Source organism: Brachybacterium rhamnosum (assembly GCF_039526185.1).
GTDB lineage: Bacteria > Actinomycetota > Actinomycetes > Actinomycetales > Dermabacteraceae > Brachybacterium > Brachybacterium rhamnosum.
The window spans coordinates 38,195-50,430 of sequence record NZ_BAAAIS010000002.1 but is presented as its reverse complement, the minus strand read 5'-3'; the positions used below and the strand labels follow the sequence as shown (position 1 = coordinate 50,430).

Here is a 12,236-nt window from a genome sequence, read left to right as displayed (position 1 = left end):
TCCGACCCTCAGCGGGAGAAGGCGAGGCCTCCGGCGACGAGGGTCGCGAGCGGGTGCACCGCGCGGAGCCGTGCGGCCGCCTCACGGGCGGCGGCGTCCACGAGCAGCCCGTCGGCGCCGAGGGGCACGTCGCCGAAGGGATCCTCCTCGAGCAGCACCAGGTCCGCGGGGCCGCCCACGGCGAGGGAGCGGATCCCGTCGGTCGAGGCGGCGAGCGCCTCGCGCGGCTGCAGCTGCTGGGCGGGGAACCAGCCGGGACGGTGATCGGCGCTGCGGTGCACCGCCGCGGCCATCGCGAGCCACGGGTCCACCGGGGCGACGGGCGAGTCCGAGCCCAGCAGCAGCTCCACCCCCGCCTCCGCCAGGTCGCGGAAGCGGTAGGCGAGGTGCGCGGCGCCCGGCAGGAACTCCTCGGTGGGGTCGCGGTCGTCCAGCAGGTGAGCGGGCTGCACCGAGGCGCGCACCCCGAGCGCCGCCATCCGGGCCACGTCCTCCTCCGCGAGCAGCTGCGCATGCTCGATCCGGCCCGTGACGCCCGCGCCCGCGAAGGCGTCGAGCACCACGCCCACCGCCGCGTCGCCGATCGCGTGGACCGCCGGCTCGAGACCGAGGGCCGCCGCACGGCCCAGCAGGGCGGGCAGCTCGTGGGCGTAGTCGCTGAGCACACCGACCGGACCTCCGGGATGGCGGCAGTAGGCGGAGCGGGAGCCCAGGGAGCCGTCCGCGATGACCTTGAGCGGGCCCATCGTCACGAGACCGTCGGCCGTGAGCGGCGTGCCCGTCGGCCCCGGCACCGTGGCGAGCCCCGAGGCGTAGGTCGCCGCGCGCACCCGCATGCGCGCCCCGCGCCCCTGCCACAGCCGCCAGTTCTCCGCCCACTCCATGTCCGTGAGCCCCACGAGCCCGCAGGCCAGCGCGTCCTCCTGCAGGCGGACGATGCCCGCGGCGAGGCCGGCGGCGACGCCGGGCAGGTCGTCGAGGTGCGGAACCGCGTCGAACCACTCGTCCTCCGCGACGATCCCCGTGCGCGGCGGCAGGCCCAGGCCCCGGAGCGCGGCGGAGCTCATCCAGGCGTGGTGCGCGTCCCCGCCGATCAGCACGATCGGCACTCCGCCGTCGTCACCGCCCACCGCGTCGAGGGCGGCGACCGTCGGCTCCCCGGTGAGGTCCACGAGCCGGTGCCCGAAGCCCACGAGCGCGGAGCGGTCGTGCGGCTCCCGCGCCGCGAGCGCCTCCCGTGCCAGTCGCACGACCTCCTCCGCGGAGCCCGCGGCGGAGGTGTCGAGCCGGGCGTAGCCCTGCGCCGTCTGCCCCGCGTGCACGTGGTGGTCCCACAGGCCGGGGATCGCGATCGCGCCGCCCGCATCGAGGATCTCCTCGCCCTCCCGCGTCAGGTCGGGGCCGATCGCGGCGATCAGGCCGTCACGCAGCAGCAGGTCCACGGGGGAGGAGGCGCCGAGCAGGCGCACGTCACGCACGAGCACCCCGGCAGGGTACCCATGACAGCCGTCATGGGCAGGTCGTGACGGCGGCCGATGGGCCCGCCCCGCCTCCCCGGCGGAGGGTGGAGCCATGAACGACACGACCCCCGCCCTCGCTCTCACCGGGCTCACGAAGAGCTTCGGCGAGCTCACCGCCGTGGACCACGTGGACCTCACCGTCCCCCGCGGCCAGATGCTCGCCCTGCTGGGCCCCAACGGCGCCGGCAAGTCCACCACCACCGAGATGATCCTCGGCCTCGCCACCCCGGACTCCGGCACCGTCGAGGTGTGCGGCACCGCCCCCGTGACCGCCGCCCAGGAGGGACGCGTCGGCGCGATGCTCCAGAACGGCACGCTGCTCGAGGACGTGCCCGTGCGGTTGCTGCTCTCGCTCGTCGCCGGGGTCTGCGCGCATCCGCTCCCGCTCGACGACGTCATCGAGCGGGCCGACGTCTCCGGCCTGCTCCGCATGAGCACCTCCCGCCTCTCCGGCGGCGAGGCCCAGCGCGTCCGCTTCGCCCTCGCCCTCCTGCCGGACCCGGAGGTGATCCTGCTGGACGAGCCGACGGTCGCGATGGACGTCGAGACCCGCCGCCGCTTCTGGGAGCGCATGCGCCACGTCGCCGCGGAGGGCCGCACCGTCGTCTTCGCGACCCACTACCTCGAGGAGGCGGACCAGGAGGCCGGCCGCGTCGTCGTCATGGACCGCGGCCGCATCGTCGCCGACGGCACCGGCGCCCAGATCAAGGAGCGGATCGGCGGGCGGGTCCTCACCCTCGCCCTGCGCGGCGGCGCGACCGACGCCGCCCCGCTCGCGGCCCTGCCCGGCGTCAGCGCCGTCGACCTGCTCGAGGACGGCCGGCTGCGCCTCGCGACCACCGACTCCGACGCGACCCTCGCGGCCCTGTTCGCGCCCGGGGGCCTCGGCGCGACCGGCGCGGCGCGCGACATCGCCGTCACCACCCCGAGCCTCGAGGACGCGTTCCTCCAGCTCACCACTCACTGACCAGCCCGCATCCCGACACCCAGGAGCCCGTCATGACTGCCGTCCCCGCCGCCGCGGAGCCCGTTCCCGTCGCGCACACCCTCGCCGGGCCGCGCACCGTCCCGCAGCTCGTGCGCACCGCCCGCTATGCCGTCGCCACGACCCGCACCACCCTGCGCAACGGCATGTTCGTGTTCTTCACGATCGCCCTGCCGGTGCTCATGTTCCTCATGTTCAACCAGATCTACGGCACTCAGGCCTCCGGGGAGGCCGGCCAGAGCGTCGGCACCTTCATCATGGTGAACATGGCCGCGTACGGCGGCCTCGGCGCCGCGATCAACGCGGGCGCGATCATCCAGACCGAGCGCAGCAACGGCTGGCTGCGCCAGCTCATGGTCGCCGGGCTCATGCCCCGCAGCTTCGTCGCCGGGAAGCTCGTCGCCGCGATGGTCGTCGTGCTGCCCGCCCTGCTCGGCGTGTTCCTCGCCGGCATCCTGCTCGCCGGGATCGACCTCAGCGCCCTCGAGCTCACGCGCTCCCTGCTCACCCTCTGGGTCGGCATGATCCCGCTGGTCCTGCTGGGCCTCGCCGTGGGTCTCGCCCTCAAGCCGAGCGCCGTCGGCCCCGTCACCACGATCGGCATGATGATGCTGGCCCTCGTGGGCGGCCTCTGGTTCCCCTTCGAGATGTTCCCCGACTGGCTGCAGAGCGTCTCGCTGTACACGCCCACCTACTGGCTCGGCCGGCTCGGCGCCTGGGGGATCGTGGGCGAGGACCTGCCCGTGCGCGGCGTCGTGACCCTCACCGCGTGGGCGGTCGGCCTCGCGCTGGTCTGCGCGCTGCTGCTGCGCCGCGCCGCCCGCGGCGCCTCCCGACGCTGACGTCACGCCACCGCGGCGGAGCAGGAGAGGGGAGACTGGAGCCATGACCACCGAGACCGCGCGCCGGCGCCGCCGCCGGTCCCGCACGGCCGCCGCCGTCGGGCTCGAGTTCCCGCGCACGGCGCGCGGCGTCCACCAGGCCGCGCGGGCATCCGGGGCCCTCGCCTACAACGCGCCCTCGCTGCTCTTCCTGCTCTACGTGCTGATCCCCGCGTGGACCGAGCTGTCGCCCGTGCGGGCCGTGGTCGTCACCGCGCTGTGCCTCGTCTACGCGCTGCTGTTCGCGTACACCGCAGGGCTCCGCGCCTACCCGGTGCGGGACCGCCTCGTCTGGCTCGGCGCGAGCTGGGTCGTGCTGGGCCTGCTGGGCCTCCTGATCCACGGCGAGATCCTCTACATGATCATGTTCGTGCAGGTCATGCACGGGATCCTGCTGCCGATCACGGTGGCGAGGTTCGTGGTGCCGGGCCTCGCCGCGGTCGCGGTGCCGATCGCCGTCGTCCTCGAGCAGCCGATCGCGATCATCCTCGCGCTCGTGGGCGTCGTGCTCTCCCTCGGCGTCGCCGAGGGGATCGAGCGCTCGATCCTGCAGGAGAAGCTCGACGCGGCGGAGCGGCGCAGCGCCGTCCTCGCCGTCGCCGCGGAGCGCGAGCGGATCGGCCGCGACCTCCACGACATCCTCGGCCACTCGCTCACCACGATCACGGTCTCCGCGCAGCTCGCCCAGCGGCTCCTGGACGCCGACCCCGCCGCGGCGAAGGCGCAGCTCGCCGAGATCGAGCGGATCTCCCGGCAGTCCCTCGCGGACGTCCGCACCACGGCGAGCGGCATGCAGCAGGTGCGCGCCTCGAGCGAGATCGCCTCCTCCCGCAGCGTGCTCGAGGCGGCCGGCGTGCGACCCGAGGTGCCCCCGGCCCTGCCCGCACTGCCGGACGACCGCGCCGAGCTGTTCGGCTACGTCATCCGCGAGGGCGTCACCAACGTGGTGCGCCACGCCCGCGCGACCCGCTGCACGATCCTCCTCGAGGAGGACATGGTGCAGGTCGCCGACGACGGCGCCGGCATCCCCGAGGGTCGCGCCCGCAGCGGCCTCGCGGGCCTCGCGCGCCGCGTCGAGGAGCACGGCGGCACCCTCGACGTGGACTCCGACGACACCGGCACGCGGCTCACCGCGCGCCTCCCGCGCCTCACCGAAGGAGTCCCCGCATGACCGCCCCGCTCCGCGTCGCGCTCGCCGACGACCAGGCCATCCTCCGCAGCGGCCTCGCCGCGCTGCTCCGCCTCGAGAGCGACCTCGAGGTCATCGGCGAGGCGGCGACCTGCGCGGAGACCCTCGACCTCGTCGAGGAGGCCCGGCCGGACGTCCTGCTCCTGGACGTGCAGATGCCTGCCGGCACCCGCGCCGACGGCGAGCCCGGCCCGGCCGACGGCCTCGAGGTCGCCGAGCGCCTGCACGCCTCCGGCTCGCCGACCCGCGTGATCGTGCTGACGACCTTCGGCCGCGCCGGCTACCTGCGCCGGACCCTCGAGGCCGGCGCGGGCGGCTTCATGGTCAAGGACGCCCCCGTCGAGCGGCTCGTCGACGCAGTGCGGCGCGTGCACCAGGGCCTGCGCGTCGTGGACCCCGAGCTCGCCGCGCAGTCCCTCGCCGCCGGCCCGAACCCGCTCTCCGCGAAGGAGACCGAGGTGCTGCGCGCCGCCGCGCTCGGCGGGACCACCGGTGACATCGCGGCGCGCGTGTTCCTCTCCGAGGGGACCGTGCGCAACCACCTCTCCTCCGTGATCGGCAAGCTCGGCGTCACCAACCGCGCCGAGGCGGTGCGCTCCGCCACGGACAACGGCTGGCTCTGACGCCCGGCACCGGGGCCGCGTAGGCTTCTGCGGTGCGTGCGATCGAGGACATCCTGGTGGGGCTGATCCATGTCAGCGTCCCCGTCTTCGCGATCGCCTCGATGCTGTCGATGGGGCTGCGCACACCGCTGCGATCCTTCGGCGCCCAGCTCCGGGACCGCCGCACCGTGCTCGCGGTGCTCGGCGCGAACTTCGTCGTCGTCCCCGCCGTGGGCACGCTCGTGCTGTGGCTGCTGAGCGGGATCCTGCCCGCGCAGACGGGGGAGGGCTTCGTCATCGCCCTGTGCGCCGCCGGCGCCCCGTTCGTGCTGCAGCTCGGGGCGATGGCCCGCATCCCCTACGGCGAGACCGCGGGGCCGATGACGGTGTTGCTGCTCGGGTCGATCGTCTTCATGCCGATCGTCGTGCCCTTCCTGCTGCAGGACGTCGAGGTCGACGGCTGGGCGGTCGCACGGCTGCTGCTCGGCACGATGCTCTCGCCGATGATCGCGGGGATCGTGCTCGCCGCTGTGTTCCCGCGGCGCGCGGACCGGATGGCCCGCGTGGCCGGCGCCGCGGCGGCGGTCTCCGCGGTGCTCATGTTCCTCTCGGGCTTCGGCGCGAACTCGGGCGTCGTCATCGAGCTCATGCTCTCGCCCGCGCTGCTCGTCGCCGCCGGGCTCGTGGCCATGGCCTTCGTCGCCGGCCGCGCCGCGGGGGACCTCGCCGGCCCCACACTCACCGTGCCCGATGGCCCCGCGATCCTCTCGAGCCAGCGCAACATCGCCGCCGCGCTGCTCGTCGCCCGCGGGGACGGCATCGACCCGTCGGTGGTCGTCGCGATCCTCGTGCTGAGTGCCGTGGGCTTCGTCCTGCTCGTACCCTACGCCCTGGTCACCGGGACGGTGCGACGCCGCCGCGACGGGGAGAGGATCACCGTCGGCGTGCTCCTCGGGATCGTCGGCCCCCGCTCGGACTGACCGCCCCCACGCGCGCCACCCGCGGTCGAGCGACGTCTGCTTCCCCTGTCCGGAAGCAGGCGTCGCTCGAGCATCCGCGTCCCCGCGCCGTGCCCCGTTAGCCTCGGTGCATGCCGTCGCTGTCCGTGCTCGTGATCCTCGAGGGCATCTTCACGCAGGCCACCTACGGCCCGATGGTGCAGGGCCTGCTCGCCGGGCACGGCGGCCCCGCGCTCGTCTACTACCTCGACGTGAGCCTGCCCGAGACCCTCCGACGCCATGCGACCAAGCCCATCGCCGGGCACGTCGACGGGCCGACGGTCGCCTCCTGGTACGAGCCCCACGACCTGCTCGGTGCGCCCGGCGAGGTGGTGCTCGGTGAGGAGCTCTCGGAGGACGCCATGGTCGAGCGGCTGCTGGCGGACCTCGCCGCGCTCTGAGCCGTTCCGCGCTCGGTGAACGGGAGGGCCCGGCCGCGTCGCGGGTCGGTCCCAGCGCCTAGCCTGGGACCGTGTCGTCCCTCCTCCGCATCGTGCGGTTCACGCGCTCCCTCACCCCCCTCTACCTGACGATCATCGCGGCCTCGGTGCTCACCGCCGTCGCGAACCTCGCCGTCCCCTTCATCATCGGCCGCGCCACGGACACCGTCGCGGGCGCCGTCGGCGGCGACCTCGCCACCGGTGACGCCGTGCGCACCGTGCTCTGGCTCGCCGGGGCGCTGCTCGCCGTCGAGCTGGCCACGACCGTCGTCTCCAACGTCGGCGGCTGGTTCGGCGACGTCATGGCCAACCGCCTGCGCACGATCCTCTCGGTCCGCTACTACGACAAGCTGCTGCATCTGCCGCAGCGCTGGTTCGACACGGAGCTGACGGGCACGATCGTCGCCCGTCTGAACCGCTCCATCGCGGAGATCTCGCAGTTCGCGAAGACGATGTCGAACTCGTTCGCGACCATGCTCATCACGACCGCGGCCGTGCTCGGCATCAGCGCCTTCTACTTCTGGCCGCTCGCGGTGCTGCTGATCATCGTGTTCCCGATCTACGTCTGGCTCACCTCGCTCACCTCGGTGAAGTGGCAGAGGCTCGAGGGCGAGAAGAACACCGAGATCGACATCGCCTCGGGGCGCTTCGCCGAGGTGATCGGCCAGATCCGGGTCGTGAAGTCCTTCGTGCGCGAGCGCGGTGAGCTCGGCGATTTCTCGCGCCGCTTCCGCTCCACGGACGCCACCACCCGCGCCCAGTCGACGCACTGGCACTCGATGGACGTGCTGCGCCGCGCGGTCCTCAACATCATCTTCTTCGCGGTGTACGCGATCATCTTCACCCGCACCGTGCAGGGCCACTTCACGCTCGGCGAGATGGTGCTGCTGATCCAGCTCATGAGCATGGCCCGCCAGCCGGTCGAGTCGATGAGCTGGGTCATCGACGCCTCGCAGCGCGCGATCGCCGGCTCGAAGGACTACTTCCGCGTCATGGCGACCCCGGTCGACGCCCGCACCGCGGCGATGCTCGCCGCCCAGGAGGACGCCGACAGCTCCGACGGCTCCGGCGGGGCCGGGGCCGAGGAGCCGCGGCGCGCTCCCGGCTCCGCGGCCGTGGGCACCCTCGACTCGGTGCCCGGTGCTCCCGTCATCGCCTTCCGCGGCGTCGACTTCGCCTACGAGGACGGCGAGGACGTGCTGCACGGGATCGAGTTCGCGGTGGACCGCGGGGAGAAGGTCGCGCTCGTGGGGGAGTCCGGCGGCGGCAAGTCCACGATCGTCAACCTGCTGCTCGGGCTCTACGAGCCGCGCGAGGGCCGGGTCGAGGTGGGCGGCCTGGACACGGAGCAGCTGCCGCTGGACGCCCTGCGCTCGCGGATCGGCGTCGTCTTCCAGGACGCCTCGCTGTTCTCCGGCACGATCGCGGAGAACATCGCCTACGGCCGGCCCGGGGCGAGCCAGGAGGAGGTGGCCGACGCCGCGCGCCGCGCGAACGCGGACGCCTTCATCCGCCGCTTCCCCGGCGGCTACGAGCAGCTGATCGGTGAGCGGGGGCTGAAGCTCTCGGGCGGTCAGCGCCAGCGCATCGCCGTGGCCCGCGCGATCCTCAAGGACGCGCCGGTGCTCGTGCTCGACGAGGCGACGTCGGCGCTCGACACGAAGGCGGAGCGGCAGGTCCAGCGGGGCCTGGACGAGCTGATGGAGGGGCGCACCTCGCTGATCATCGCGCACCGCCTCTCGACGATCGCCTCCGTGGACCGCATCGTCACGCTCGAGGACGGCCGGATCGACGAGATCGGCACCCCGGCGGAGCTCGCGGCCTCGGGCGGCATCTACGCGCAGCTGCTCGCGCTGCAGGACTCGGGGCAGACCAAGCGCTTGGCGAAGTTCGGCATCACCGGCTGACGGGCGCGGCGAGCAGCCCGGCGAGGCGGGCGGCCTCGGCGGTGCTCACGAGGATCTCGTCCACGCCGGTCACGTCCCGGTCCACGGCGAGACGCAGCAGCGGCATGCCGCGGCGCATCGCGACGAGCCGGCGCGTGCCGTCCGGGTGACGGAAGGTGCCGAGCTTGCGGAACCCGGAGACCACGAGCCCGCTGCGGATGCCGAGCATCTCGTGGGTCCAGCCCTCCTCGGCGCGGGCGCCGCGCACCGCGGCGAGCGGCACCGTCATCCGCGACCGGCCGGTCATCATCGCCTCCCATCCGGGGAACTCGATGGTGAGCTGTGTGCTCTCGAGCCTGGTGTGCGTCATCGTCCTCACCGCTCCTCCTCGTGACCGTCCCGATAGACTGGTCTCATAGCGAGAACGTTATCAGTATGAGAATGATTGGGGAAGGCATGCCCGCGGATCCCTCCGCCCTCGACCTCGTCCTGCACCCCGTGCGCTCGCGGATCGTCCAGCAGCTCGGCGGCCGCACGCGCACCACCGCCCAGCTCCGCGAGGCGCTGCCCGACGTCACCCAGGCGACCCTCTACCGCCACGTCACCGCGCTCCTCGACGCGGGCGTCGTCACCGTGGTCGAGGAGCGGCGCGTGCGCGGCGCGACCGAGCGCACCCTCGCCCTCGGCGACGCCCTCGCCCACGTGGACCAGGAGGGCCTGCGGGCCATGAGCACCGCCCAGCTCGCCTCCGCCCTGCGCGTCTTCCTCGCCGACCTCGCGGCCGACGCGGACCGCGCCCTCGCGGCCGACGCCCCCGCCCTGCGCGAGCTCTGGGGCTTCGGCCGCGGGCCGATCCACGTCGACGCCGACGACCTCGCCGCGATCCAGGAGGGCTTCACCGCGCTCCTCGCCCCGTACCTCGAGGACGGCGGCGAGGGGAAGCACCGCGTGAGCCTCGCGACCGTGCTGCTGCCCGAGCCCCCCGAGCCCCCGTCGGCCGCGAGCACTCAGGACTGAACCCCGGGCCCGCCGGGAGCTCGGGCCCAGCTGCTGTCCTGCTGATGTCCAGGGCCCGCCGCTACGATGGTGCGCGTCACATGACGGGGGATATCGAAGGAGACACCATGGGCTTCATCCAGGCATTCAAGGGCGCTCTCGGCGGCATGCTCGCGGACCAGTGGAAGGACTTCCTGACGGTCCCCGACGGCCTCCCGCCGACGGCGGCGCTGTTCGCCGCGGTGCCGCGGGGGACGAACGCGGGGCGCGGCTCGAACACCCGCGGCAGCGAGAACGTCATCACCAACGGCTCGAAGATCGTGGTCCCGCAGGGCTACGGCCTGATCACCGTGATCGACGGTCGCGCGACGGCGCTCATCACCGAGGCCGGCGGCTACGAGTTCTCCGACTCCTCACCGGACGCCCAGTCCGTGTTCGCGGGGGAGGGCTTCCTCGCCTCGACGATCGGCATGTCCTGGGAGCGGTTCAAGTTCGGCGGCCGCCCCACCTCCCAGCAGCTCGCGTTCTACGTGAACCTCAAGGAGATCCCGGACAACCGCTTCGGCACGCAGTCGGAGATCTACTGGGACGACGCGTACCTCAACGCCCAGGTGGGCGCCGTGACCCGCGGCTCGTACACGCTGCGGATCGTGGACCCGCTGCTGTTCGTGCACAACTTCCTGCCCGCGACGTACCTCTCCGCGAACGCCCCGGTCTTCGACTTCGGCGACGTGGACAACCCCGCGGGCGGCCAGCTCTTCCAGGAGGTCGTCGGCTCGCTCGCCGCCGCCTTCTCGAAGTACACGAACGATCCCGACAAGGGCAACCGGATCACGAAGATCCAGGGCGACTCCGTGGGCTTCGCGCAGTCGCTCTCCGCCGCCGTCGAGGAGAACTACCGCTGGTCCACCGATCGCGGCCTCGCGATCGTGAAGACCGCGATCGTCTCCATCGAGTACGACCAGCGCACCCGCGAGCTGCTCACCGAGGTGCAGAAGGCCGATGCGCTCTCCGGCGCCCGCTCGCAGTCCTACCTCAACCAGTCCGTCGCGCGCGGCGTGCAGGCCGCGGGGGAGAACGGCGGCGGCGCGGGCCTGGCCATGTTCGGCGCCGGCGCGGGCGCCGCGGGCGGCCTCGTGAACCCCGTCCAGCAGACCGGCGTCCCGCAGCAGCAGCCTCAGCAGCAGACGGCCCCCCAGCAGCAGGCGCCCGCCCAGGGCCGCGGTGACGACCCGGTCGCGAAGCTCGCCCAGTACAAGCAGATGCTCGACCAGGGGCTCATCTCCGAGGCCGATTACGAGGCGGCGAAGAAGAACGCCCTGGGTCTGTGACCGGAGGCCGCTGAACCGTCATGTCCGTGCCCCCGCAGCAGCCGCCGTGGCAGCAGCCGTCGGGCCCCACCCAGGGGCCCGGCGGCCCGCCCGCCCCGCAGCGGCAGCCCACCCCGCCGCAGGGGGAGCGGTCGCCTGCGCCCCCGCAGCAGGCCGCCCCTCCGCAGCAGCCCGCCGACCCGCAGGTCCCGACGGGACCGCCGGCAGGCGGCGACCGCGTCGTCGACACGAGCTCCTCCGTGGGCGACGGCCTGCACAAGTGCCCGCGCTGCGGCAGCGCGGAGATCCGCTACTCGATCCCCGCCCGCGCGCTCGAGTGCGCGTACTGCCGCCACCACTGGAACGAGGAGGTCGCGGAGCAGAAGTTCGGCCTGGACTCCTCGATCGCGGAGCTGCAGGGCCACACCCTCGCCTCCGGCACGGCCGACGTCCGTGAGGACCTCACCACCGTCACCCTGAAGTGCCAGGGCTGCGGCGCCGAGGTCGTCATCAACATCGCCGAGCAGATGCAGTCCCGCTGCCACTGGTGCCGGCAGACCCTCTCCGTCAACAGCCAGATCCCCGGCGGGGCCGTGCCCGACGCCGTGCTGCCCTTCCTCCTCACCCGGGAGGAGGCCGTCGAGCGGATCTCCGCCTTCGTCGACAAGCGCCGCACCTTCGCGAGCCCCCGCTTCAAGCGCGAGTTCGTGCCCGAGAACGTCATGGGCGTCTACATCCCCTACATGGTGGTCGACGGCAACATGCACGCCGAGCTGCGCGGCACGGGCGAGGTCACGACCCGCTCGTACACGGTGCGCCGCAAGGTGGGGGACAACTACGTCACCGAGCAGTACTACGACGCGGACGTCTACCAGGTCCAGCGCGGCTTCGACCTGCTCGTCAACGACCTCGCCGTCGAGTCCGCCCGCCGCTTCCAGGCGGAGGACGCCTCCCAGGCGACGAACAACGTCCTCAATGCTGTCCAGCCGTACGACACGGCGAACGCCGTCGTCTACAACTCGAGCTACCTCACCGGCTTCACCTCCGAGCGCCGTGACCTCAACGTCCGCGACCTCGACCAGGACGTCGAGGAGGACTTCCTCGCGATCGCCCGCTCCAAGGTGCAGCCCACCGTCGCGAACTTCGACCGCGGGGTGCGCTGGGAGCAGGAGGGCGTCGCCGTGCGCGGCACCCGCTGGGTGTCCGTGTACGTGCCGGTGTGGCTGTACAGCTACGCGGACAGCGCCAAGGGCGACGGCTCCCTGATCCACTACATCGCCGTCAACGGCCGCAACGGCAACACGATGGGCTCCGTGCCCGTCTCCCACCCGCTGATCTTCGCGCTCTCGTGCGTCCTCGGGACGCTCGCCGCCGTGATCGGCGGGGCGATCGGCCTGGCTTGGTTCCTCAGCTGAGCCCGCACCGGAAG

12 protein-coding genes are annotated in these 12,236 nt (G+C 73.2%); 10 read left to right on the top strand and 2 right to left on the bottom strand.

The window, feature by feature from the left end:
- Positions 1-8 precede the first annotated feature (8 nt).
- Positions 9-1,484: an amidohydrolase gene (locus tag ABD080_RS02120; protein ID WP_343903462.1), complete on the bottom strand. Its 1,476-nt coding sequence runs from the start codon at positions 1,482-1,484 to the stop codon at positions 9-11.
- 88 nt (positions 1,485-1,572) lie between these two features.
- Here ABD080_RS02120 and ABD080_RS02115 point away from each other — a divergent pair, with 88 nt between their 5' ends.
- From ABD080_RS02115 to ABD080_RS02085, 7 genes are all read left to right on the top strand, one after another.
- A complete protein-coding gene (locus tag ABD080_RS02115) occupies positions 1,573-2,487 on the top strand; it encodes an ABC transporter ATP-binding protein (RefSeq protein ID WP_343903461.1) in 915 nt (304 codons plus the stop codon).
- Between the two features lie 32 nt (positions 2,488-2,519).
- Positions 2,520-3,347 (top strand): ABC transporter permease, encoded by an 828-nt coding sequence (locus ABD080_RS02110; RefSeq protein ID WP_343903460.1) that lies wholly within the window; start codon positions 2,520-2,522, stop codon positions 3,345-3,347.
- Between the two features lie 43 nt (positions 3,348-3,390).
- Positions 3,391-4,557: a sensor histidine kinase gene (locus ABD080_RS02105; protein ID WP_343903459.1), complete on the top strand. Its 1,167-nt coding sequence runs from the start codon at positions 3,391-3,393 to the stop codon at positions 4,555-4,557.
- Positions 4,554-5,198: a response regulator transcription factor gene (locus tag ABD080_RS02100; RefSeq protein ID WP_264451332.1), complete on the top strand. Its 645-nt coding sequence runs from the start codon at positions 4,554-4,556 to the stop codon at positions 5,196-5,198. The genes ABD080_RS02105 and ABD080_RS02100 overlap by 4 nt, the downstream gene beginning before the upstream one ends.
- A 32-nt stretch (positions 5,199-5,230) precedes the next feature.
- On the top strand, positions 5,231-6,157 hold the full coding sequence (locus tag ABD080_RS02095) for a bile acid:sodium symporter family protein (protein ID WP_137768912.1): 927 nt from the start codon (positions 5,231-5,233) through the stop codon (positions 6,155-6,157).
- A 110-nt stretch (positions 6,158-6,267) separates the two neighbouring features.
- Positions 6,268-6,576 (top strand): P-loop NTPase family protein, encoded by a 309-nt coding sequence (locus ABD080_RS02090; protein ID WP_343903458.1) that lies wholly within the window; start codon positions 6,268-6,270, stop codon positions 6,574-6,576.
- A 71-nt stretch (positions 6,577-6,647) separates the two neighbouring features.
- Positions 6,648-8,522 (top strand): ABC transporter ATP-binding protein, encoded by a 1,875-nt coding sequence (locus tag ABD080_RS02085; protein ID WP_343903457.1) that lies wholly within the window; start codon positions 6,648-6,650, stop codon positions 8,520-8,522.
- On the opposite strand, the gene ABD080_RS02080 is transcribed toward ABD080_RS02085, so the two are convergent.
- The gene (locus ABD080_RS02080) at positions 8,512-8,871 is read right to left on the bottom strand and encodes a hypothetical protein (protein ID WP_343903456.1); all 360 of its coding nucleotides are present in this window, start codon (positions 8,869-8,871) and stop codon (positions 8,512-8,514) included. The two genes, ABD080_RS02085 and ABD080_RS02080, sit on opposite strands and share 11 nt — an antisense overlap.
- A gap of 86 nt (positions 8,872-8,957) precedes the next feature.
- Here ABD080_RS02080 and ABD080_RS02075 point away from each other — a divergent pair, with 86 nt between their 5' ends.
- From ABD080_RS02075 to ABD080_RS02065, 3 genes are all read left to right on the top strand, one after another.
- Positions 8,958-9,518 (top strand): helix-turn-helix domain-containing protein, encoded by a 561-nt coding sequence (locus ABD080_RS02075; RefSeq protein ID WP_343903455.1) that lies wholly within the window; start codon positions 8,958-8,960, stop codon positions 9,516-9,518.
- 107 nt (positions 9,519-9,625) lie between these two features.
- Positions 9,626-10,828, top strand: a complete 1,203-nt coding sequence (locus ABD080_RS02070; RefSeq protein WP_137771578.1) for an SPFH domain-containing protein — start codon at positions 9,626-9,628, stop codon at positions 10,826-10,828.
- A gap of 26 nt (positions 10,829-10,854) precedes the next feature.
- The gene (locus ABD080_RS02065; RefSeq protein ID WP_343903454.1) at positions 10,855-12,222 is read left to right on the top strand and encodes a TFIIB-type zinc ribbon-containing protein; all 1,368 of its coding nucleotides are present in this window, start codon (positions 10,855-10,857) and stop codon (positions 12,220-12,222) included.
- The last annotated feature ends 14 nt before the right edge of the window (positions 12,223-12,236 follow it).

What these genes read in the sequence shown, in the direction of transcription:
- ABD080_RS02110 (WP_343903460.1), top strand. Translation starts at nt 2,520, where the DNA reads ATGACTGCCGTCCCCGCCGCCGCGGAGCCCGTTCCCGTCGCGCACACC.
- ABD080_RS02080 (WP_343903456.1), bottom strand. Translation starts at nt 8,871, where the DNA reads ATGACGCACACCAGGCTCGAGAGCACACAGCTCACCATCGAGTTCCCC.
- ABD080_RS02075 (WP_343903455.1), top strand. Translation starts at nt 8,958, where the DNA reads ATGCCCGCGGATCCCTCCGCCCTCGACCTCGTCCTGCACCCCGTGCGC.
- ABD080_RS02105 (WP_343903459.1), top strand. Translation starts at nt 3,391, where the DNA reads ATGACCACCGAGACCGCGCGCCGGCGCCGCCGCCGGTCCCGCACGGCC.
- ABD080_RS02070 (WP_137771578.1), top strand. Translation starts at nt 9,626, where the DNA reads ATGGGCTTCATCCAGGCATTCAAGGGCGCTCTCGGCGGCATGCTCGCG.
- ABD080_RS02090 (WP_343903458.1), top strand. Translation starts at nt 6,268, where the DNA reads ATGCCGTCGCTGTCCGTGCTCGTGATCCTCGAGGGCATCTTCACGCAG.
- ABD080_RS02115 (WP_343903461.1), top strand. Translation starts at nt 1,573, where the DNA reads ATGAACGACACGACCCCCGCCCTCGCTCTCACCGGGCTCACGAAGAGC.
- ABD080_RS02100 (WP_264451332.1), top strand. Translation starts at nt 4,554, where the DNA reads ATGACCGCCCCGCTCCGCGTCGCGCTCGCCGACGACCAGGCCATCCTC.